This is a genomic window from Saccharopolyspora sp. NPDC047091 (assembly GCF_040643635.1).
Classification (GTDB): Bacteria; Actinomycetota; Actinomycetes; order Mycobacteriales; family Pseudonocardiaceae; genus Saccharopolyspora_C.
On the sequence record NZ_JBEYUS010000060.1, the window covers coordinates 20,161 to 40,469 of the forward strand.

13 protein-coding genes are annotated in these 20,309 nt (G+C 73.8%); 2 read left to right on the forward strand and 11 right to left on the reverse strand.

Going from position 1 to position 20,309, the window contains the following annotated elements:
* Positions 1-63 precede the first annotated feature (63 nt).
* Positions 64-807 carry an alpha/beta fold hydrolase gene (locus ABZ805_RS22320; protein WP_358443486.1) on the forward strand — a complete coding sequence of 248 codons (744 nt, stop codon included), beginning with the start codon at positions 64-66 and terminating at the stop codon, positions 805-807.
* Between the two features lie 200 nt (positions 808-1,007).
* Here ABZ805_RS22320 and ABZ805_RS22325 read toward each other — a convergent pair whose 3' ends face one another.
* From ABZ805_RS22325 to ABZ805_RS22375, 11 genes are all read right to left on the reverse strand, one after another.
* Positions 1,008-3,668 carry a LuxR C-terminal-related transcriptional regulator gene (locus ABZ805_RS22325; protein ID WP_358443489.1) on the reverse strand — a complete coding sequence of 887 codons (2,661 nt, stop codon included), beginning with the start codon at positions 3,666-3,668 and terminating at the stop codon, positions 1,008-1,010.
* A 55-nt stretch (positions 3,669-3,723) separates the two neighbouring features.
* Complete coding sequence (locus tag ABZ805_RS22330) at positions 3,724-4,764, reverse strand: zinc-dependent dehydrogenase (RefSeq protein WP_358443491.1); 1,041 nt, start codon at positions 4,762-4,764, stop codon at positions 3,724-3,726.
* Positions 4,761-5,243, reverse strand: a complete 483-nt coding sequence (locus tag ABZ805_RS22335; RefSeq protein WP_358443518.1) for a PTS sugar transporter subunit IIA — start codon at positions 5,241-5,243, stop codon at positions 4,761-4,763. The genes ABZ805_RS22330 and ABZ805_RS22335 overlap by 4 nt, the downstream gene beginning before the upstream one ends.
* A complete protein-coding gene (locus ABZ805_RS22340) occupies positions 5,236-5,694 on the reverse strand; it encodes a hypothetical protein (RefSeq protein ID WP_358443494.1) in 459 nt (152 codons plus the stop codon). The genes ABZ805_RS22335 and ABZ805_RS22340 overlap by 8 nt, the downstream gene beginning before the upstream one ends.
* Entirely contained in the window at positions 5,691-6,776 is a 1,086-nt protein-coding gene (locus tag ABZ805_RS22345; RefSeq protein ID WP_358443497.1) for a PTS transporter subunit EIIC, read from the reverse strand. Before ABZ805_RS22345 ends, ABZ805_RS22340 begins: the two co-directional genes overlap by 4 nt.
* A gap of 62 nt (positions 6,777-6,838) precedes the next feature.
* Positions 6,839-7,780, reverse strand: coding sequence for a 1-phosphofructokinase family hexose kinase (locus ABZ805_RS22350; RefSeq protein ID WP_358443500.1), 942 nt, complete (start codon positions 7,778-7,780; stop codon positions 6,839-6,841).
* Between the two features lie 216 nt (positions 7,781-7,996).
* Positions 7,997-8,683, reverse strand: a complete 687-nt coding sequence (locus tag ABZ805_RS22355; RefSeq protein WP_358443503.1) for a helix-turn-helix transcriptional regulator — start codon at positions 8,681-8,683, stop codon at positions 7,997-7,999.
* 423 nt (positions 8,684-9,106) lie between these two features.
* Positions 9,107-11,935, reverse strand: a complete 2,829-nt coding sequence (locus ABZ805_RS22360) for an AAA family ATPase (protein WP_358443505.1) — start codon at positions 11,933-11,935, stop codon at positions 9,107-9,109.
* Positions 11,936-11,945: 10 nt separating this feature from the next.
* Positions 11,946-14,621 (reverse strand): AAA family ATPase, encoded by a 2,676-nt coding sequence (locus ABZ805_RS22365; RefSeq protein ID WP_358443507.1) that lies wholly within the window; start codon positions 14,619-14,621, stop codon positions 11,946-11,948.
* Positions 14,622-14,941: 320 nt separating this feature from the next.
* Positions 14,942-17,755, reverse strand: a complete 2,814-nt coding sequence (locus ABZ805_RS22370) for an AAA family ATPase (protein WP_358443510.1) — start codon at positions 17,753-17,755, stop codon at positions 14,942-14,944.
* An 87-nt stretch (positions 17,756-17,842) separates the two neighbouring features.
* Positions 17,843-18,604 (reverse strand): DeoR/GlpR family DNA-binding transcription regulator, encoded by a 762-nt coding sequence (locus ABZ805_RS22375; protein ID WP_358443513.1) that lies wholly within the window; start codon positions 18,602-18,604, stop codon positions 17,843-17,845.
* 217 nt (positions 18,605-18,821) lie between these two features.
* On the opposite strand from ABZ805_RS22375, the gene ABZ805_RS22380 reads away from it, so the two are divergent.
* Positions 18,822-20,189: a helix-turn-helix transcriptional regulator gene (locus tag ABZ805_RS22380; protein WP_358443516.1), complete on the forward strand. Its 1,368-nt coding sequence runs from the start codon at positions 18,822-18,824 to the stop codon at positions 20,187-20,189.
* Positions 20,190-20,309 lie beyond the last annotated feature (120 nt).

Consider the following 20,309-nt stretch of genomic DNA (forward strand, 5'->3'; position numbering starts at 1 on the left):
GGTGCTGTACTGGGCGGTGCGGGCGACGCCCGCCGCGGAAATCCAGCGCTCGGAGGAGAAGTCGTGACCGATCTCGACCCCGGCAAGTGGCTGCGCCGCTACCACCCCGCACCGGAGGCGGCGGTCCGCCTGGTGTGCTTCCCGCACGCGGGCGGCTCGGCCAGCTTCTACCGGCCGGTCTCGGCCGCGCACTCCCCCGGCGCCGACGTCGTCGTGCTGCAATACCCGGGCAGGCAGGACCGGCACCGCGAACCGCTGCCCGGCAGCATCGACGAGTACGCGGAGGCGATCACCGCGGTGCTGGCGGCCGAACCGGAGCTGCCGACGGTGTTCTTCGGGCACAGCATGGGCGCGCTGCTCGGCTTCGAGGTGGCGCACCGGCTGGAGCGCGGCGCGGGCCGGCCGCCGCGCTCGCTGGTCGTCTCGGGTCGGCGCGCCCCGGGCACGGTGCGGGACGAGCGGGTGCACCTGCTGGACGACGAGGGCCTGCTGGCGGACGTGCGCGGGTTGAACGGGGCGGAGTCCGCGCTGGACGACGAGGACGTGGTGCGCATGTCGCTGCCCGCGATCCGCAACGACTACCGGGCGGTGGAGACCTACCCGGCGCGGCCGGACGTGGTGGTGTCCTGCCCGATCTCGGTGCTCATCGGCGATGCCGATCCGAAGTCCACTGTGGATGAATCGCTGCGCTGGAAGGAGCACACCTCCGGCGCGTTCCGCCTCCGCAGCTTCCGCGGCGGCCACTTCTACCTCGTCGAACACGCCACCCGCGTCAACGCCGAACTCGCCGACGAACTCACCCGTTGAACCTCTCGGCACTTGTCGCGGGGCGGAGCAGGTGGCGGAACCTCAGCTGGTTCCTCGCTGCGGGATCGATTTCACAGGTGGCTCCGCCACATGCGAAATCGCTGTCCTCGCGAGGAACCAGCTGAGAACCCGCGGCGGTGCCGGTGGCGTGCGTGGTCGGCGGCTCAGCGGCTTCGCCGCTGACAGGAAGACGGCATGATCTATGCCGGGTCCAGGGAGTCGGCGAGGTCGGTGAGTCCTGCTCTGCCGGTGACGCCGAGCTTGCGGTAGACCTTGGTGAGGTGCTTCTCGACGGCCCGCGAGCTGACCCCGAGTTCGGTGGCGACCTGCTGGTTGCCGAGCCCACCCGCCACCAGCCGGGCGATGCGCAGTTCGGCGCGGGTCAATTCCGCCTGCGCCCCACCGCCTTCGGCGGCGATCTCCTCCGCCGCGCGCAACCGCGGCACCCCGCAGGCGGCGGCGAGTTCGTCGCCCTCGTTCAGCCGGGCCGCGGCCTCGGCCCGATCGGTGCCGAGCAGCCTGCGCCCCAGCATCAGGTGCGCCTTGGCCAGTTCCAGGGTGCCCGCCGGTCCGCGCCCGTCCAGCGCCTCCACCGCCCGGCGGAGCAGGTCCACGCCCGGGTCGCCGTCGGTGATCGCGCCCCACACCCGCAGCGCGCGGCCGACTCCGCTGGATGCGCCCCAGGCCACCGCCCGCCGGTACTCGTCGGCGATCAGCCGCGCGGCGGGGTCCGGGCGCTGCACCCGGTGGTACAGCAGCGCCGCCCAGCCGCGCCACGGCAGCAGGCACGGGTTGGCCCAGCCGAGCCGGTCCCGTTCCCGCCCGCACTCCAGCAGGTGTTCGAGGGCGCGGACGGTGTCCCGCTCGCTGACGGCGAGGGCCGCGTCGCGCAGCTCCCGCACCCACGGCAGCACCGCGTGGTCCCACTCCCGGTAGCGCTCCAGCGCCCGCGCCGCCGCACCGGTGTCCGCCGAGTCGAGCACGGCGATCGACAGCGCCTCGAAGCAGCGCTCCACCACCGGGATCAACCCGAGTTCGCACCGGCGCAGCACGCTCTCCGCCAGCGCCACCGCGTCCGGGTAGCGGCAGGCGCGGACGAGGGTGACCGCGCGTTCCGCGTCGACGATGAGGCGTTCCGCGGTCCGGTCGCCGCGCGCGCCGAGCGAGGCGGTCACCGCGGCCAGCCACTGCTCCGCGTCCCGCACCTCGTCGCAGGCCGCCAGGGTCCGCGCCGCCAGCGACACCGAACCGAGCGCGGCCTCCGGCCCGTGCTCCCCGGCCACGGCCAGCTTCGCCCACGGCAGCACCGATTCGACGTCGCCGCCGGTGAGCGCCGCCGAGTACAGCAGCACCGAGATCCGCTCGGGTTCGACCCGCTCGCCGGGGACCAGCGCGTCGAACAGGGCGCGGGTGTCGGCGCACCAGGCCGCGTCGCAGAGCCGCGCGAGGCGGATGCGGGTGTCGATGGCCCGCAGCACCGCGGGTTCCAGCTCGTCGCGCGCCCGGAAGTCCTCCAGCTCGGCGACCAGCGACAGCGGTGCCACCGGCAGCAGCATCAGCGGCACCTCGGCGAGCGCCGCGGCCCGCCGCCGGTCCGAGTCGAACTTGGGCAGCGCCTGCGACAGGTGCCGCATCGAGGCGACGGGCGCGCCGGAGCGCTCCGCTTCGGCCAGGTCGGCGAGCAGCACGGACCGCTCGGCGCCCGCGGTGGGGCAGGCGAGCAGGGCGCGGCGCAGGCACCGGATGGCGGTGGCGACGTCGCCGCGGTCCAGGGCGCGCCGGCCCGCGGCGTGCAGCACGCCGGTGGTCCACTCGCCCTGGGTGGCGTCGGAGGCCAGCAGGTGTTCGGCGACCGCTTCGGCGGGCCGATCGCCCTGCTGCAGCAGCCGGGCCGCGCGGCGGTGCCATTCGGCGAGTTCCGCCGGTTCCAGGGTGTTCTCCACGACTTCGCGGATCACCGGGTGCGCGAAGCGTGGCCGGTCCGGTTCGACGAGGACGCCGAGCGAGGTGAGCCCGGCGAGCGCCCCGGTGCACTCGGCGGGTGCGAGCCCGGCCAGGTCGGCGAGCTGCTCCGGTTCAGCCGCGTCCAGCAGCGCCACCGCGCGCGCCGCGGCCAGCACCGGTTCGGGCTGCGGGCGCAGCACCGCCCCGGCCCGTTCGGCGACCACCGAGGGCCGCAGCGACCGGACGGAATCCACAGTGGACTCGTCGGGATGCCGTCCGCTGTCGCGCAATCCGTGCGCGATCGCGTTGAGCAGGAACGGCCTGCCGTGCGACATGCGGTGGCAGGCGACGGCGAACCGCGCCTCCCCCGGCACGCCGAACACGTCGCGCACCACGGCGGCCACCCCGTCCTCGCTGAGCGGCCGGAGCTCGCGGCGCTGCGCCGCCCGCCCCAGCAACCGCTGGAACGTCTCCGGATCGGCGGCCTGCTCGCCCTCCCGGTGCGCGACGACCACCAGCACTCCGGAATCGGCGACGGCGGCGCACAACCGGTCCAGCCAGCGCAGCGATTCCACGTCGGCGCGCTGCAGGTCGTCCACCGCCAGCAGAACCGGACCGGGCGCGGCGAGCAGCCCGCCGCGCATCGTGCCGAAGTCGGGTCCGGTCTCGGAATCGGTGGCGCAGCAGGAGAACTGGCTCAGCACGCCGAACGGGATGTCGCGCTCCGCGGTGGTCGCCAGCGCCCGCAGCACCCGGGCGCCTCGGCTCCTGGCCGCGGCGGCGGCCGCCGCCAGCATCGCGGAGCGGCCGATGCCGAACGGGCCGGAGAACGCGAGCAGCGCGCCGCGCCCCCCGCTCGCCCGGTCCAGCGCGGCGCTCAGCAGCTCGGTCTCGTTCTCCCGTTCCCGCAGCACCACGCGGTATTCCTCCACTTCGCCCCGGGTCCGCGCAGCGCTGCGGGACCCGGCACCGTCACTGCTCGATGGTCACCTTGATCGCGGTGCCCGTGCTGACCGTGCGGATCGCTTCCAGCACTCCGTCCAGCGGCAACCGGTGGGTGATCAGGTCGTGCACCGGAACCTCGCCGGAGGCGATCAGCCGCAGCGCCCGCCGGTTGTGCTCCGGGGTGGAGCCGTTGGCACCGACGATGGTCAACTCACGGTAGTGCACCGCGTTCGAATCGCAGTCGATGATCGGCGAATCCTTGGGCAAACCACCGAAAAAACTGATCCGGCCGCCGCGCGCGGCCATCCGCAGCGCCTGTTCCTGCGCTTCGCCGGACGCGGCCGCGGTGATCACCACGTCGGCTCCGACGCCCCCGGTGAGCCGCAGCACCTCGGCGACCGGATCGGTGGCGGAGGCGAGGATCGCGGCGTCCGGGTGCACCAGCTCCGCCGCCTGCTCCAGCCGGGCGGCGTTGAGCTCCACCAGGTACACCGCGGCCGCGCCGCGCGCCCGCGCCAGCCGGGTGTGCAGGCAGCCGATCGGCCCGGACCCGACGACCACCACCACGTCGCCCGGGCCGACTCCGGCGAGCTCCTGGCCGTTGAGGACGCAGGCGAGCGGTTCGGCGACGGAGGCGGCCGCGAAGTCGACCTCACCGGGCAGCCGGTTCACGCCGTCCACCCGCAGCACCTGCTCCGGGACGGTGAGGAACTCGGCGAATCCACCGTCGAAGTGGTAGCCCATCGAGCGCTGGTTCGGGCACACCGTCTGCCTGCCGCGCTTGCAGTAACCGCACTCGCCGCAGGGGATCGCCGCGATCACCTGCACCCGGTCGCCCTCGGCGAAACCGCGGGCGCCGTCGCCGATCCCCACCACCTCCCCGGCGATCTCGTGGCCGATGACCCGCGGCGGGTCGATGTGGTGGTGCCCGTGCCGCATGATCTTCAGGTCGGTTCCGCAGGTGGAGCAGTTGCGGACCCGCAGCTTCAACTCGCCCGGACCTGGTTCCGGTTCCGGGGCTTGCTCGATGCGGATGTCACCTGGCGCGTAGAAACGTGCGACCTTCACCTGTCCTCCTCAACGGACCGCAACAGCCGATCGACCGTCGCCTCGTCCGGTGCTTCGCGCAGCTCCCGCGCGCGCGCCGGATCCATCAGGACCGTGGCCAGGGCCGACAGCACGCCCAGGTGCTGCGCGCCCGCCGCATCCGGCGAGCCGTCGGCGCGCCGCGCACCGGCGGCGATCGCCACGCACAGGCTCACCGCACCGCCGTCGCTCCACCGCACCCCGTCGGGGAACTGCACCACCACCAGCGCGCTGCGCCGCACGAAGCGGCGGGACTCGGTGGTGCCGTGCGGGATCGCGACGCCCTCGCCGAGGTGGGTGGTCAGCGACCGCTCCCGCTCGTGCATGGCGGCGATGTAGGGCTCCTCGACCGCGCCGGTCTCCACCAGCAGGCGGCCGCACTGGTCGATGGCGTCCGCGAACCCCGCGGCGGCGCGGCCGAGCCGCACCGCCAGCGGTCTGGGCGGGCCCGCCTCAACCACCAAGGGGTTCACCTTCCCGGATCGCCTGCTCCACCTCGTCGAACACCGGGTCGCCGAGGAAGCTGCGGAAGCCGAGGATCACCGCGGAACCGGTGTCCTCCCGGCGCGCCCGCTCCAGCAGCGTTTCCTGGCACAGCACCAGATCCGCGTCCGCCGGGATCTCGGTGACCGAGGCGTGCGAGACCTTCACGTCGTAGGGCTTGAGCCTGCCCGCCAGCTGAGCGGCGACCATGGCGCTGCTGCCCATGCCCGCGTCGCAGGCGATGACGACCTTGCGCACCGCCGACCCGTTGATCGTGCCCATCGAGCGCTCCTCTCCGACCTGCCGCGCGCTCTCCACCTCGCTCGGCGGCACCGGTTCCTCCCGAAGTTCGTCGTGCGACCCGAGCACCCGGCGCTGGGCGAACCCGATCGCGCGCCACCAGCGGGAGGCAGCCGACCCCCGGCTCATCGGACCGCTCCACCGGTCGCGACCTCGTCGGGTCGTCGCCACAGCTTCAGCACCAGCGAGGCGACCACGAACGCCACCACCGCCGACGCGGCGATCCCGGCGACCACGCCGAAGTACCCGCCCTTCGGGGTCACCGCCAGCAGCGCGACCACGCTGCCCGGCGACGGCGTCGCGACCAGGCCCGCACCGGTGATGCTGAAGACGAACAGCCCCGCCGCGCTGCCGGAGATCGTGGCCAGCAGCAGCCGCGGCGCCGCCAGCACGTACGGGAAGTAGATCTCGTGGATGCCGCCGAGGAACTGGATGACCAGCGCACCGGGCGCGGTCGCGCGCATCGCGGGCGGGCCGAACACGCTGATCGCCAGCAGCACCCCGAAGCCCGGCCCCGGGTTCGGCTCGACCAGGAACTCGATGGCCTTGCCGTGGTCCAGCGCCTCGGACACGCCCAGCGGCCCGAGCACCCCGTGGTTCACGGCGTTGTTGAGGAACAGCACCTTCGCCGGTTCCACGATGATCGCCACCAGCGGCAGCAGGTGCAGGTCCAGCAGCGCCTGCACGCCGTGCCCGAGGGCGATGGTCACGCTCTCGATGGCCGGGCCGATGGCCAGCAACCCGGCCACCGCGAAGATCCCGCCGATGATGCCGGCCGCGAAGTTGTCCACCAGCATCTTGAACGCCGGAGGTACCCGTTTGCCCACCGAGCGGTCGAAGCGTCTCAGCACCCAGCCCGCGAGCGGACCCACGATCATCGCGCCCAGGAACATCGGCACCTCGGCGCCGATCGCGATGCCGATGGTGGCGACCGCGCCGACGACCGCGCCCCGCTGCCCGTGCACCTGCCTGCCGCCGGTGTAGCCGATCAGCACCGGCAGCAGCAGCGTGATCATCGGTTCTTTCAGCTGCGCCAGCTGGGCGTTGGGCCACCAGCCCTCCGGGATGAACAGCGCGCTGATCAGGCCCCAGGCGATGAACGCGCCGATGTTGGGCATGACCATGCCGGCCAGCTGCCCGCCGAACCGCTGCACCACGACGCGGGCGCGCTGCGCCTGAGCTCTCGAATCCTCCGTGGCCGTCCCTGACATGGTTGTCACTCCGTACCTCGCCGACGCCGTTGTCCCTCTGCCTCGCCGACCGCCTCCCCGCGTCAGGGGTCCCGGTGCAGCCGCCGGTCCCAGGGCACCCGGGACTCGACGCGCACCAGGTCCGGGCGCAGGTCGTGCGGTTGTGGCATGGCGCTACCCGGCAGCGAGGCCGCTGCCGCACCCCAGGCCACCGCGGTGACCAGGGCGGGCAGACCTCCGCAGCCTTCGGAAAGATATCCGGCGAGTAAAGCGTCGCCCGCGCCGACGGCGTTCTGCGCCGTCACCGGCGCCTCGGCGTAGCCGCAGCCATCGTGCCCGCGCAGCAGGGCTCCGTCGGCTCCGAGGCTGGCCAGCACGGTGTCCGCTCCGAGTTCGAGCAGCTCGTCGGCGGCCTCCGCGACGCCACCGATCGTTGTAATCGAGTGACCTACCGTCTCCTCCAGTTCCCGGAGATTGGGCTTCACCAACGCCGGCCGGGCCTGCACCGCCTCGCGCAGCGCGGGCCCGCTCGTGTCGACCACCACCGGCACGCCCAGCGAGCCGATCATCCGGATCAGGCTCGCGTAGTAGGCGCTGCTCACGCCCGGCGGCAGGCTGCCCGCGATCACGACCCAGTTCGCGCCGTCGGCGTTGCGCAGCACCGCTTCGCACAGGGCGCGGGCGTCGCCCGCGTCGAGCAGCGCGCCGGGCTCGTTGAACTTGGTGACGGTGGCGTCGGGTTCGACGACGCTCATGTTGATGCGGACCGGGCCCACCGCGGGCACCCGCACCACGTCGATGCTCAGACCGGACAGGAGCGCCACGAGCTGCTGGCCTTCGATGCCGCCCGCCGCGACGACCGCGCGGACGTCGGCGCCGTGCAGGGCGAGCGCGCGGGCCACGTTGATGCCCTTGCCGCCCGGGTCGACCCGGATCGAGGAGGCGCGGTTCAGGCCGCCGCGCACCAGCTTGCGCACCTGCACGGTGCGGTCGAGGCTGGGGTTCGCCGTGACGGTGACGATCACGCGCACAGCCCTCCCCTGGTCCTGGCGGTCACCGGGGCGGCGGCTCCGCTCGGAGCCGGGCACCGGAGGAAAATCGATCTTGCACGGGGGTTGCCCCGCTGGCAACCATCGCACGGCGAATTCAAGGTTTTCCCGGAAGATCTCCGCCACGTGGGCCGATCGGCCGGAACGGGCGAGGACCGCCACCGGGTGATCACCCCGGCGGAGGGCCGCCGCTCACTTCACGTACTCGGGCAGCACTCGCGGCGGCCACTGGCCCACGCCGAGGATGCCCATCGAGTAGCCCTTCGAGACCAGGGCGGGACGGTTGGTGACCTTGAGCTTCCGCAGCAGCGTCGTCACGTGGTATTCGACGCCGCCCCGGCTGAGGTAGAGCTTCGCGGCCAGCTGCACGGTGGACTCCCCGGCCGCGACACCTTCGAGGATGCGGGCGTCGACCTCGCTGAGCAGCTTCTCCTTGCCGCCGACCATCGCGGCCCGCTGCCCCTCGTCCGGCTGCAGCACGACCATGACGCCTTCCACCCGACCGGAGCGGCCGGGCACCGCGATGCCGGTCAGCTCCCCGCCGAACAGCGCATCCTTCGCGCCGACGGCGACCGCGTGCTCCACGAACCGCGGGTTGCGGCCCTCGGTGAGGCGCGCGAACTGGTACTGGAACTTCCCGCGCACGCTGGGGTGCAGGAAGTCGTAGAAGCTGCGTCCCCGCACGTCGGCGGCGCCCCGCCCGAACTGCTTGAAGAAGTACTTGTTCGCCTCCAGCACCCGCATGCTCGAATCGAGGTTCGCCATGCACATGCCGGATTGTTCGAACAGCGATCTGTAGATGTCCCGATAATCTTCACCGGATTCTTCGACCGCTCCGGCAGGCGTGGGCCGCGCTCGCATGGTGCCGCTGGATGTCATCGAAATCGACCATTCCTCTCTGGCTCACGAGAAACGCAGATCCGTCATCGGAAGGAGCTGTTACCGGAATTCAACTGCACCACAAGGCTATGGATTCAAAACCAAGCAAGTCAACAGCGGGGCAAGGCCGTCCTTAAGCCTGCGGTCAAGCCGCCCGCTGGTTCGGTTCGGTTCGGCCCAATTCGGTTCGGTGCGCCCCCACCAGGCACGATGCACCCGCACGACCGCACCGAACCACATCGCGGGGGTGGGTTCGGGTACGGCCCGAACCCCCAACGGCCGCCACAGGGACGGACACGAACCAACATCGCGTGAATCCCCCACCACATTCCGCGCTTCCGCAGGTCGCGGTCCGCGACCATGGGTGACCGCCGTGATCACCCAGAGCGAACTCAGGTCGGGCCCGGGCTGAGTCCGATGGGTTCAGCCACCCGCGCCGCGCGGCAGAATGGAATCCGCGAGAGCCGCTCTGCCGTCGATCCCCAATTTCCGGTAGGCGGCGGTGAGGTGCTTTTCGACGGCTCTCCTGCTCACCCGGAGCTCGTCCGCGATCTCCTGATTCGTGCGGCCCAGCGCCGCCGATTCGGCGACCGCTTCTTCGGCGCGCGTCAACGCCGCTCCCGATTCCGGGGCGTTGTTCCCGCGCAGTGCGCCCGCACCGCCCGCGGCGGTCGCGGTCGCCGGGGCGCCGCTGCGGGCGGCGAGCCGGGCGCTCTCGGCGAGCACCAGTTCCGACTCCGCCCGGTCCCGGTCGCGCAGCGCTTCGCCGAGCGCCGCCAGCGCGCCCGCCAGCTCCAGCCGGTCCGCCGCCGACCGCAGCACCTGCACGGCCTCGCGCAGCAGCTCCACCCGGCGGCCACCGCCGGTCACCACCGCCCGCACCCGCAGCGCCCGGCCCAGCGGGGTCGGCGCACCCCAGTCGCGGGCGCGCTGGTGCTCCTCCTCGGCGAGTTCCACGGCGCCGCGGACGTCGCCCAGCCGGTGCCGCAGCAGCGCCGCCGTGGGCCGCCACGAGCAGGCCGCCGGGCCGAACCAGCCGGCCTGCTCCAGGCGCCTGCCGCAGTCCAGCAGGTGCGTCAGTGCCGCCACCGGATCGCCGTCCTCCAGCGCGAGGCTGCTCTGCACCAGCCGCCGCAGCGCCACCACCTGCAGATCGTCCGGGGAGTGCGGCAGCAGCAGCACCCGCTCCCCCAGCTCCCGGTCCCGCAGCCTCCGGGCCACCGCGCCCATCGCGAACACCGGCGCGGCCATCGATTCCGGCGTGTCCGGGTCCACCAGGTCCAGAGCGGTCAGCGCGCTGCGCCGGGCCTGCCCGAGCTGGCCGCAGTCCAGGTGCACCAGGCTGTGCTGGGCGGCGACCAGCGCCTCCGCCGCGGTGGCGCGCTGCCTGCGGGCGTGGTCGGCGGCCAGCGCCAGCCACGAGTCCAGCCCTTCCGCGGCGCCCGCGGCCAGCAGGATCGACGGCAGGTAGCGCAGCACCGAGTGCGTCTCCGAGGTGACGTTCGCCGGTTCCTGCGCCAGCAGTTCCCGCGCCATCGCCGCCACTTCGGACGCCCGTGGTGATCCGGTCAGCGCCATCGAGGCCAGCAGCACCACCCGCAGTTCCCGCTCGGCGGGCCCGGGAGCGTGCCTGCGGGCGTCGAGCTCGGCCATCCGGCCCGGCACCTCGGCGTGCGCGGACGGGTCCTCCAGCGCCAGGTAGCGGGTCCGCGCCTCCAGGCGCAGCGCCAGTTCCCGGTCGGTGCCGTCCTGCTCGTCCGGCGGACCGTGCTCGACGGCGACGGTGCGGATCAGCTCGGCGACCTGCGGGTCCGCTCCGGTCACGGTCAGCGGCAGCCGCCCCAGCACGCGGGCGCGGTCGCGCGGCTCGCGCAGCTGCGGCACCGACTGGCCGATGTGGCGCACCGCGGCGGGCAGGTCGAAGGCCAGCTCCACCGAGCCGAGTTCGGCGAGCAGCCGCGCCCGGCCCATGCCGCCGGACTCCAGGTCCAGCAGGGCGCGCCGCAGGTAGCGGGCCGCGACCTCCGGGGAGCGCGGCTGCACGGCGTGCGCGGCTTCCCGCAACCGCTGCACGCCCCAGCTGGACAGCGTCGAGTTCACCAGCAGCAGCTGGTCCCCCACCGGTTCCGGCGGATAGCCGTGGCCGTGCAGCAGGGCCGCCGCCCGCAGGTGCAGCCGGGTGCTGTCCTGCTCGGCGGTGGACTCCTCGACCGCGGCGATCACGTCGTCCACCAGCAGTTCCGCGGCGAGGTCGCCGCGTTCGCCGGGCACCGCCACCTCGATCCGGTCCGGGCGGACCTGGAACCACGGTTCCAGCGCGCGCAGCGCCCGCTCGTAGCGGCTCGGCGTGAGCCCGGACAGCCGCCGCACCAGCGTCGGGTCCGCGTGCTCGCCGAGGACGACGACGGCGCGGGCGACGTCGGCGGCGAACTCCGCGCCGGACAGGGCCCGCACCAGCCGCCGCCTGCGATCGCCCTCGGCCAGCGCGCGCAGCATCGGCACCGACGCGGGCACCGGCCGCAGCTCCTGCGCGACGGCCTGGTCCAGCAGGCTCACCAGGTCGCCCGGGTGCCCGCCGGTCAGCTCGTGGCACACCGCGGCGAACCCGTCCGGGTCGGCGTCCGCCCCGGGTTCGGCGCACATCCGCTCCCGGACCAGCTCGGTGGTGCCCGCCACCGACAACCGGCCGGGGCGCACCCGGTGCCCGGCGGCCGCGGTGATCTCGCGGACGAGCGCGCCGCGGTCCCGCCCGGAATCCGGGTCCAGCACCACCGCGACCAGCACCCGCATCCCCCGCACCCGCCCGATGAGGTAGGCGAGGCAGCGCAGCGAGGCCTCGTCGGCCCAGCGGAGGTCGTCCACGGCGAGCACCAGCGGGCACCGCGCGCTCGCCCCCACCAGCAGCGCGTGCAGGGCGTGCAGCACGCCGACCGGCACCGCGCCCGGATCATCCGGTCCCACCTCGTCCGCGGGCGGCAGCGCCTCGGCGGGCGGCCTGCCGTCGGCCGGGGCGGTGAGGTCGTCCAGCAGCCGCCGCACCAGCCCGAACCGGAACGAGCGCTCGCTGGCCGCCCCGCCCGCGCCGAGCACCCGGGCACCGCTCGCGGCGGCCAGCGCCCGAAGCCGGCTCAGCAGTGCGCTGCGGCCGCTGCCCGGTACCCCGCTGATGAGCACGAGCGATCCGGTCCCGCGGCCGACCTGGCGGACGGCGGACTCCAGCACGGCGAGTTCCCACTCGCGTTCGACGAGCATCCGGCGGGCCTCACTCGGCCAGGTCGGCAGGCAGTTGCGCGCGGCCGTCGATGCCGAGCTTGCGGTAGGACTTGGTGAGCCGGAGTTCCACGGTCCGCACCGTGACTCCCAATTCCTGCGCGATGTCCTTGTTGGACAGTCCGCGGGCGGCGAGGCTCGCTGCCCTCCGCTCCGGCACCGACAGCGCGGCGGGCAGCACCGCCCCCATCCGCGGGATGCCTGCGGCGCCGGGCCCGGCCGGACCCGAACCGGCCAGCGCGAGCGCGGACAACGCCTTGCGGTGCACCGGTTCCAGCAGCCCGGGCATCCCCCAGCGCTCGGCCAGTTCGAGCTCCTCGCCGATCAGGCGGGTCGCGGCCCGGGCCTCCCCGAGGCGGCCTTGTGCGATGGCGGCCGGCATCCGCCAGGACAGCACCGCCGGGTTCAGCCATTCCTTGGCGCGCAGCATCCGGCCGCACTCCTGGAAGTAGCCGAGCGCGGTCGCCGGATCTCCCGTCGCCAGGCGCAGTTCACCGCGGGCGTGCAGCAGGTAGGCGAAGCCCATGCCGCGTTCCGCGCCCATCGGCAGCTCGGTCGCGGCGACCTGCTCGGCGCCGTCGACGTCCTCCAGCCGCAGCAGCGCGCCGATCCGCGCGGCCAGGTAGTGCGGCAGCAGCGCCGGATGCCAGCAGTGCAGCGGCAGCGTCCGCACCGCCGCGGCCAGGTCGGCGCCCGCGGCGGGGCAGCGGTCGTCCTTGGCGGCGAGCACCGCTCGCTGCACCAGCGCGTACGCGGCGGCCGCGCGCGACCCGCGGCGCTCCGCGTCGAAGATCACCGCGGTGAGCCCGCCCGCGGCTTCGGCGGCGTCGTCCCGGCAGGCCAGCGCATGGCAGGCCGAGATCCGGGTGACCAGCGGCAGGTCCTGGTCGCGATCGGCGAGCGCCTCCCGGGCGAGGGTGCGCACCAGGTCCGGGCGGCGGCCGAGCCGGGCGTAGCGCCAGGCCAGCACGCCCGCCTGCGCCGGATCGGCGGCCTCCTCCGGCGGCGACGGCAACCGGACGGCCGGTGGTTCCGGGGAGGGCGCGCAGAGTTCGTCGGACAGCAGGCCGAGCGCGTCCAGCGCCGTGCTGCGCACCCGGGCGCAGACGGCGGCCAGCTCGCGGCGGGTGGATTCCGCGTCACCGCGGGAGATCAGCAGGTCGGCGGCCCGGACGAGCAGTGCGATGTCACCGGTGCCGACCGCGTCGGTGAGCACCTGGCGCAGCCTGCCGTCGCTGGCGGCGGGGGCGTGCACCACTTCGATCGCGGCGAGCCGGGTCAGCAGTCGTTGCCTGCAGTCGCCGGGCACGGGTTCGCGCAGGGCGCGGTGCAACAGTTCAGCGGCCCGCTCGTGCCTGCCTTCCTTGCGGTGCTGCTCGGCGGCTTCGACGAGCGTTTCCACCACCCAGCGGCGGCGCATCTGCGGGGCGTCGAGCAGCACGTCGGCGACGGCGCAGGGTTCGACGGCGGCGCGGTGGCCGATCTCGGCGGCGCGGCCGTGCAGTTCTTCGCGGTCGGCCGGTTCCATCTCGGCGAGCACCCCGGTGGCCACGGCGGGGCTGGAGACCCGTGGCACTCCGTCCGCGGTGGACTCGCAGATGAGCCCGAGGTGCCGCAGCTCGGTGCGCGCCCGGGCCGCCGCGTGGCCGTGCAGCCCGGCGAGCGCGCAGGCCAGTTCGAAGTCGAATTCCCCGCCGCAGAAGGTGATCGCGCGCAGCAGCTCCACCCGGTCGGCGGGCAATCCGCGCAGCGTGCGCGCCACCAGGTGCGCGACGGCATCGGCGGCGTGCGCCCGCAGCCGGGGGACGTGGCGGGATTCGAAGCCGAACCCGGTGCGGCGGAACTCCTCCAGCACGAGCCGCAGCACCGCGGGGTTGCCCGCGGTCGCGGTGGTGGCGGCCTCGGCGAAGTCCCGGTCGGCGGGCCCGTACCGGGACAGCAGCTCGGCGACGTCCGGGGTGGCCAACGGGCCGAGCCGAACCCGCTGCGGCGGCACGGGCACCGTCTCGTCCCAGCGGGCGCCGCCGTCGGTCTCGGGGGCGGTGTCGCGCACGGTCCGCACCATGAGGACGGGCGCCCGGTCCAGGTGCCGGACCACGGCGTGGGACCAGGCCAGCGACCACGGGTCGATCCACTGGTGGTCGTCGACGGCGAGCAGCAGCGGCCGCTGCGCCGCCACGTCCAGGACCTTCTTGCGCAGGAACGGGATGGGCGCGTTGGTGGCGGCACCCTCGGCCCACGCGGAGCTGATCCGGGTGAGCTGCTCGGGCGGGCAGAGCAGGGCCATCTGCTGGGCTGCGGTGCTGTAGGGGACGTCGGTCTCCAGCGGTGAGCTCTGCGCGGTGGCGGTGTTGAGCCCGGCGGCCCGCGCGTCGGCGAGCATCGCCTCCAGCAGGGCGCTGCGCCCGGCCCCGGGGGCGCCGCTGATGGTGAGCAGTCCGGAACGGCCGCGGGCGAGATCGGCGACGAGTCCGCCGAGCACGCGCAACTCCGCATCGCGTCCGACGAGCTCGTGCTTTCGCAGTACGGCGGAACTTCGACCGGGGGCGTCGTGGACGGCGACCATCAGCACGCTCCGAACGGTTCGGCCGCACCGATTCCGAGTCGCGGAAGGGGCGGGACCTGAATCGGACGAACATGAAAAGCATTCGGAGCAAAGCGCAGGCATCGACCGGCCCACGAGGCGTCACGCACCGTCATCGCCGCTGGTGGCGCCGCCCCTTCTCGAATCCGCGCAGCACCGCCGCGCGATACCGCATTCACCACGGCAGGAGGGAGATCGCCCACACGAACCTCCCATGACTCGAAAAGTTGAAGCAGGGCCGAATCAACACTCAGCGTATCACCCAATGGGGTGAGAATCCGTATTCTCTCGCAAGCAAAGCAAATCATTCCCACACGAGCCGACACGATCGGGCTGATCGTCCCGGCAGCAATCGATTCAGGAAAAGGGCACTGCCGACCTTCCCGCGGAGCGGGATCGGAATATCAGGGAACCGGACGTTCCGGGTCCACCGCGAGCGCGTCCGGCAGCTCCGCGCGCCCCCGCACGCCGAGCTTCCGGTAGGCGCTGGTCAAGTGCAGCTCCACCGTCCGGACCGTGAGGAACAACGACTCCGCGATCTCCCGGTTCGTCGCCCCCGCTGCGGCCCGCACCACCACCCGCCGCTCGCTGCCGGTCAGCGCGTGCACCGGGGAATCCGTGCCGTGCCGCAACCGGCCGCCCGCCTCCAGCAGCGCCGCCGAGGACGCCGACACCTGCCGGTGGTCGCGGTGCAGCACGGACAGGTCCAGCGCCGACCGCAGGTGCTCGCGCGCGCCCTCCGGCTCGCCCGCCCGCAGCAGGGCGCGCCCCAGCAGGTGCTCCGCCTTCGCCTGCTCCCGCTTCGCGGGCGACGCCGACAGCACCCGCACCGACTCCGCCAGCACCGGCACCGCCGCGCGGCCCGCCGTCACCGCGCCACGGGCCGCCAGCGCCATGCCCTGCGCCCGCCGCGTTCCCCACTTCCGGCCCAGCACCGCACCGTGCTCGGCGGCGCGCAGGCCTTCCTCGGTCCGGCCCAGGTCGCCGAGCAGGCAGGCCGCGTCGAACCACCACGGCGCGAACACCGGGTTCGCGATGCCTGCCTCCCGCAGGCTCTGCGCGCAGCGGAACAGCTGCTCCAGCGCGCCGTCCGAGTCGCCCGCGGCCTCCAGCGCGCGGGCGCGCGCCATCAGGAACTGGTGGTACTCCAGCACGAAGTCCTCGAAGCGCTCGCGGGCGATCTCCGCCAGCACCGCTTCGGCCCGCTCCGGTTCGCCCTGGCTGGTCAGCGAAGTGGCCAGCGCGATCTGCGGCATCGTCATCGAACCGGTCCAGGACTCCTGCTCCAGCACCTCGTAGCAGCTCTGCGCGTCCGCCTGCGCCTCCACCAGATCTCCCGTCCAGTGGCGCACCAGCGCGCGGGTGCTGGTGGCCAGGCAGTACGGCCACGCCCGCCCCGCCCGCTGGGTGTGCTCGACCAGCATGTCCAGCGCCGCCAACGCGGATTCGTTGTCGTCGGCCAGGTACAGCGGCAACGCCGCGCCCAGCAGCGCGAAACCGCTGCCCTCCACGTCGTTCATCCGCAGCACCAGCCGGGCCTGCGCCGCGACCTCCGCGGCGGGCCGGTTCAGCAACGTGCCCAGCGAGGCCAGCATCCCCAGCAGCTGGCGCTCCTCCGCGGTGTCGCCCGCGGGCGGCCGCACGTCGCGGAACCGGGCTCCGACCCGCGGCAGCGTCGACTTCTCGTCCAAGCCGGAGACCAGCAGCACCGACTCGGCCAGCGTGCGCAACGTCCGGTCGGCGTCGCCGGGCTCCGGCCCCAGCGCGGCGTCCAGCTCGTCCAGCGCCGCCGAGATCACCTCGAACGCGCGCGTCGAGTTCTGCGCCGACAGCGACGCCACCCCGTACTGCACCGCGATCGGGATGCGCGCCCGCGGATCGTCGACGAGTTCCAACGCCCGCTCCAGGTACCGCAGCCCGGCCGCCGGGGCCGCCACCCGCGCGGCGTGCACCAGCACGGACACGTCGGAGCCCTGCACCACCAGCACCCGTTCCAGGCAGCGCGCGGCCATGCCGGGCGCCCCGCGCTGCTCGGCCCGGTGCGCGGCGTCGCGCAGCACCCCCGCCATCCACGACTTCGGCGCCCCGGGCAGCTGCAGCAGCAGCACCGCGACCTGTTCCGCGGGCCGGCCCGCGTCGTTGAGCAGCATCGCGGCCCGCTCCCGGAGCCGTTCCAGCTCGGCGGGCGGGGTCCGGTCCAGCACCGCCTGCCGGACGAAGTCGTGCACGAACCGGGTGCCGCCACCGGTCAGCACCAGGTCGTGGTCGCGCAGCTCGCGCAGCGCGCCCGCGGCCATCCGCTGGTGGATGCCCGCCAGCGCCGCGATCAGCTCCAGCCGTTCACCGGGCAGCGCCGCGACCGCGCGGGCCACCGCCACCGCGCGGTCGGACAACCGGTCCAGCAGCGAGCGCAGCACCACGGTGCGGTGCAGCTCGTCGAGCCGTTCCGCCCCGTCGTCCGCGGCGGGCGCCTCCCGCAACCGGCGCAGCACCCGGCCGAGCAGGAACGGGTTGCCGCCGGTGACCTGCGTGCAGCGGGCGGCGAACTCGGCGGCGCGCGGCGCGGGCAGGGCGGTGTCGAGGAGCTCGGCCACCGAGTCCTCGTCCAGCGCGGGCAGATCCGCGGTCTCGCACCACGGCATCGCCGCGATCTCGCCGAGCGCCTCGCCCGGCGCGGTCCCGTCGACGCGCTGGGTCAGCAGCACCAGCAGCGGCAGCTCCTCCGCGCGGCGCAGCAGGAAGGCCAGGAACCGCAACGAGTTCTCGTCGCACCACTGCACGTCGTCGACGGCCAGCACCAGCAGCCCGTCGGCGGTGAGGTCGGCGACCAGCCAGTGCAGCCCGTGCAGCACCGCGTAGGTATCGCTCGCCGCGCCGTTCCCGTCGTGCTCCGGGGACAGCGCGGGCAGCGCGAGGCGGGCGCTGCCGGTCGGCTCGGGATCGGGCACCGGCGCCAGCAGCGCGCGCACCGCGGCGTAGGCACCGCTGCCGGTTTCCGGGCAGTGCGCGAACAAGGTGCGGGTGGCGCGGCCGTCGAGCTCGGCGAGCGCGGTGCGCAGCACCTCGGTCTTGCCGATCCCGGCGGGCCCGCGCAGCACGACGGCGCGGCCCGAGCCGCCCGCCGCGGCGCGGGCCGCGTCGGCGATCCGCGCGAGTTCGGCCTCGCGGCCGACCAGCCGCTCCGGTGGTCTGGTCTGCACGCCTCGGTCAACCGGCATGCGGGCTCCTTCCGGTCTGCCCCCAGGCGGACGGAATGCGGGAATGCTGTGCTGCCGCGGCCCCGCCGGGGTCGCGCGGCCGGTGGATCAGACCGCCTCGACGCGGGGTCCCGCGCGCCGGATCTCCTCCGCCACTTGCTCGTCGATGCCGTCGTCGGTGATCAGCGTGTCCACGTCCGCCAGCTCGCCGAACCGGGCGAAGTGGTCGTTGCCGATCTTGGTGTGGTCGGCGAGCACGATGGTGCGCCGGGCCGCCGAGATCGCCGCCCGCTTCACCATCGACTCCGCCGAATCCGGCGTGGTGAGGCCGCGTTCCAGGGACAAGCCGTTGGTCGCCATGAACGCCACGTCCACGTAGATGTCGCCGAGCGCGTGCAGCGCCCAGCCGTCCACCGCCGCCAGCGTGCGGCCGCGCAGCCTGCCGCCGACCAGCATCAGGGTGATGTTGCCGCGGCCGGACAGGGTGAGCGCCGTCGTCGGCGAGTGCGTGACCACGGTCAGTTCTCGGTCCACGGGCAGGATGTTCGCCATCCGCGCGACCGTGGTGCCGGCGTCGAGCAGGATCGCGCCCTCCTCCGGCACCAGTTCCAGCGCCGCTTTCGCGATGCGGTTCTTCTCGGCGGTCATGACCGAGTCCCTGGCGGGCACGTTCGGTTCGAAGCCCAGCCGTTCCACCGGGATGGCGCCGCCGTGCACCCGGCGCAGCACGCCGCGGCGTTCCAGGACGGTCAGGTCGCGGCGCACCGTCTCCGTGGTCATGTCGAAGCGGGATGCGAGTGCCGCCACGTCGACCCGGCCTTCTTGCCTGGCCAGTTCCAGGATCGCCCAGTGCCGTTCTTCGGCGTACATCCGCGTCTCACTTCCCGCCCCGTGAAGTCCCCCTGTTCGGCGAGGCTACCGGCGACGATCACGGCGGCACAATGGCGCAATGTTGTTTCTTGACGTTTCGTGTGGCTTCGATTGGCATTCGGCGCAATGGCGGCCGGTTGTCGCCCGGCGCCGCTCCGATCCGGTGATCTTTTCACTCTCCGCACTCAATTGATCACTTTCAGTATACGGTGGCGAGGTGTCAACAGAGGACATTCCGCCGGCGGTCTGGCGGAGCGCGGAGGTCCGCGACGCCCTGGCGGTGCGCGACATCGGCACGGTCTACCGGGTGCTGCGCGAGCACGGCGTCTCGCAGAGCCGCATCGCCCAGCTCACCGGGCAGGCGCAGAGCGAGGTCAGCGACGTGCTCAACGGCCGGGCCGTGCGCAGCTACGAACTGCTCGCCCGGATCGCCACCGGTCTCGGGATACCGCGCGGCTGGATGGGCATGGCCGGGGAACCGGACCCGGCCACCGACGGCGCCGGTCAGCCCGTCGAAGAGGACGAGAAGGCGAAGCGCCGCCGCTTCCTGTCCTACGCGGGTTCCCTGGTGCTCGGCGCGGAGACCGACATCGCCGGTTCCGCCGACCTGTTCGCCGCAGAGCTGAGCCGGTTCGCCGACCTGCCCCCCACCCCGCCCGGCCGGGTCGGCAGCTCCGACGTCGCGGCGCTCGACGTGCTGATGAGCTCGCTGCGGCAGATAGACCAGCGCTACGGCGGCGTCGGCCAGTACGGCACGGTCGCGGCCGCCGCACGGCGCGCGGAGCGGATGCTGGAGGCCTCGATGAGCGAGGCGGTGCGCACCGACCTGCTGGGCGCGCTGTGCAAGCTGCACGCCACCGCCGGCTGGACCGCGGTGGAGAACGGGCTGCTCGCCAGCGGGAATGCGCACTACGGTCGCGCGCTCGACTTCGGGCGGGACGGAGCGGATCCGCTGGCGATCGCGCGGACGCTGTACGCGGCGGGCCGCGCCGAACTGGACTTCGGCGACCCGAACTCGGCGTTGAAGCTGTTCCAGCTGGGATCGATCCGCGCCGAGTCCTCACCGCTGGTGAGTTCGGTGCTGCAGCTGAACTCCGCGTGGGCCGCGGCGCACGCCGAACGCCCCGGTTCGGTGCGCCGGATGCTCGACCAGGGGCGCGCGCTGCACGCGGCCGCCGAGATCGAGGCCGACTACCCGATGTTCCGGTGGTTCGGGGAGGCGGACGTGCTGGGCATGACCGGCTCGGTGCAGCTGGCGATGGGTGAGCACGAATCCGCGGCGCTGCACCTGTCCCGCGCGGTGGCGGCCCGCGCGCCCGGCGAGGTGCGGTCCGCGTTGTTCGAGCTGGCGAGCCTGGCGGAGGCGAAGCTCGCGCTCGGCGACCACGCGTCGGCGGTGCGGCACGGGCGGCGCGCGGTGCTGCTCGCGGGCGGGGTGCGCAGCGCTCGGCTGCGCGGCAGGCTCGCGGGCCTGCGACGCCGCTGCGGGGAGCTGGCGGTGTCGCGCAATTCGTGGCGGGACAGCGCGGAGGAGCTGGCACTGGGCATAGACGGAGTAATAGCCCCTAGACCGGTTCCTCGGTGAATCCCCACGCCCGTTGCGTCGTGGTCGGGTGGCGGAACCTCAGCGGTTCCCTCGCTGCGGGATCGTTTTCACAGGTGGCTCCGCCACATGCGAAAACGCTGTCCTCGCGAGGGAGCCGCT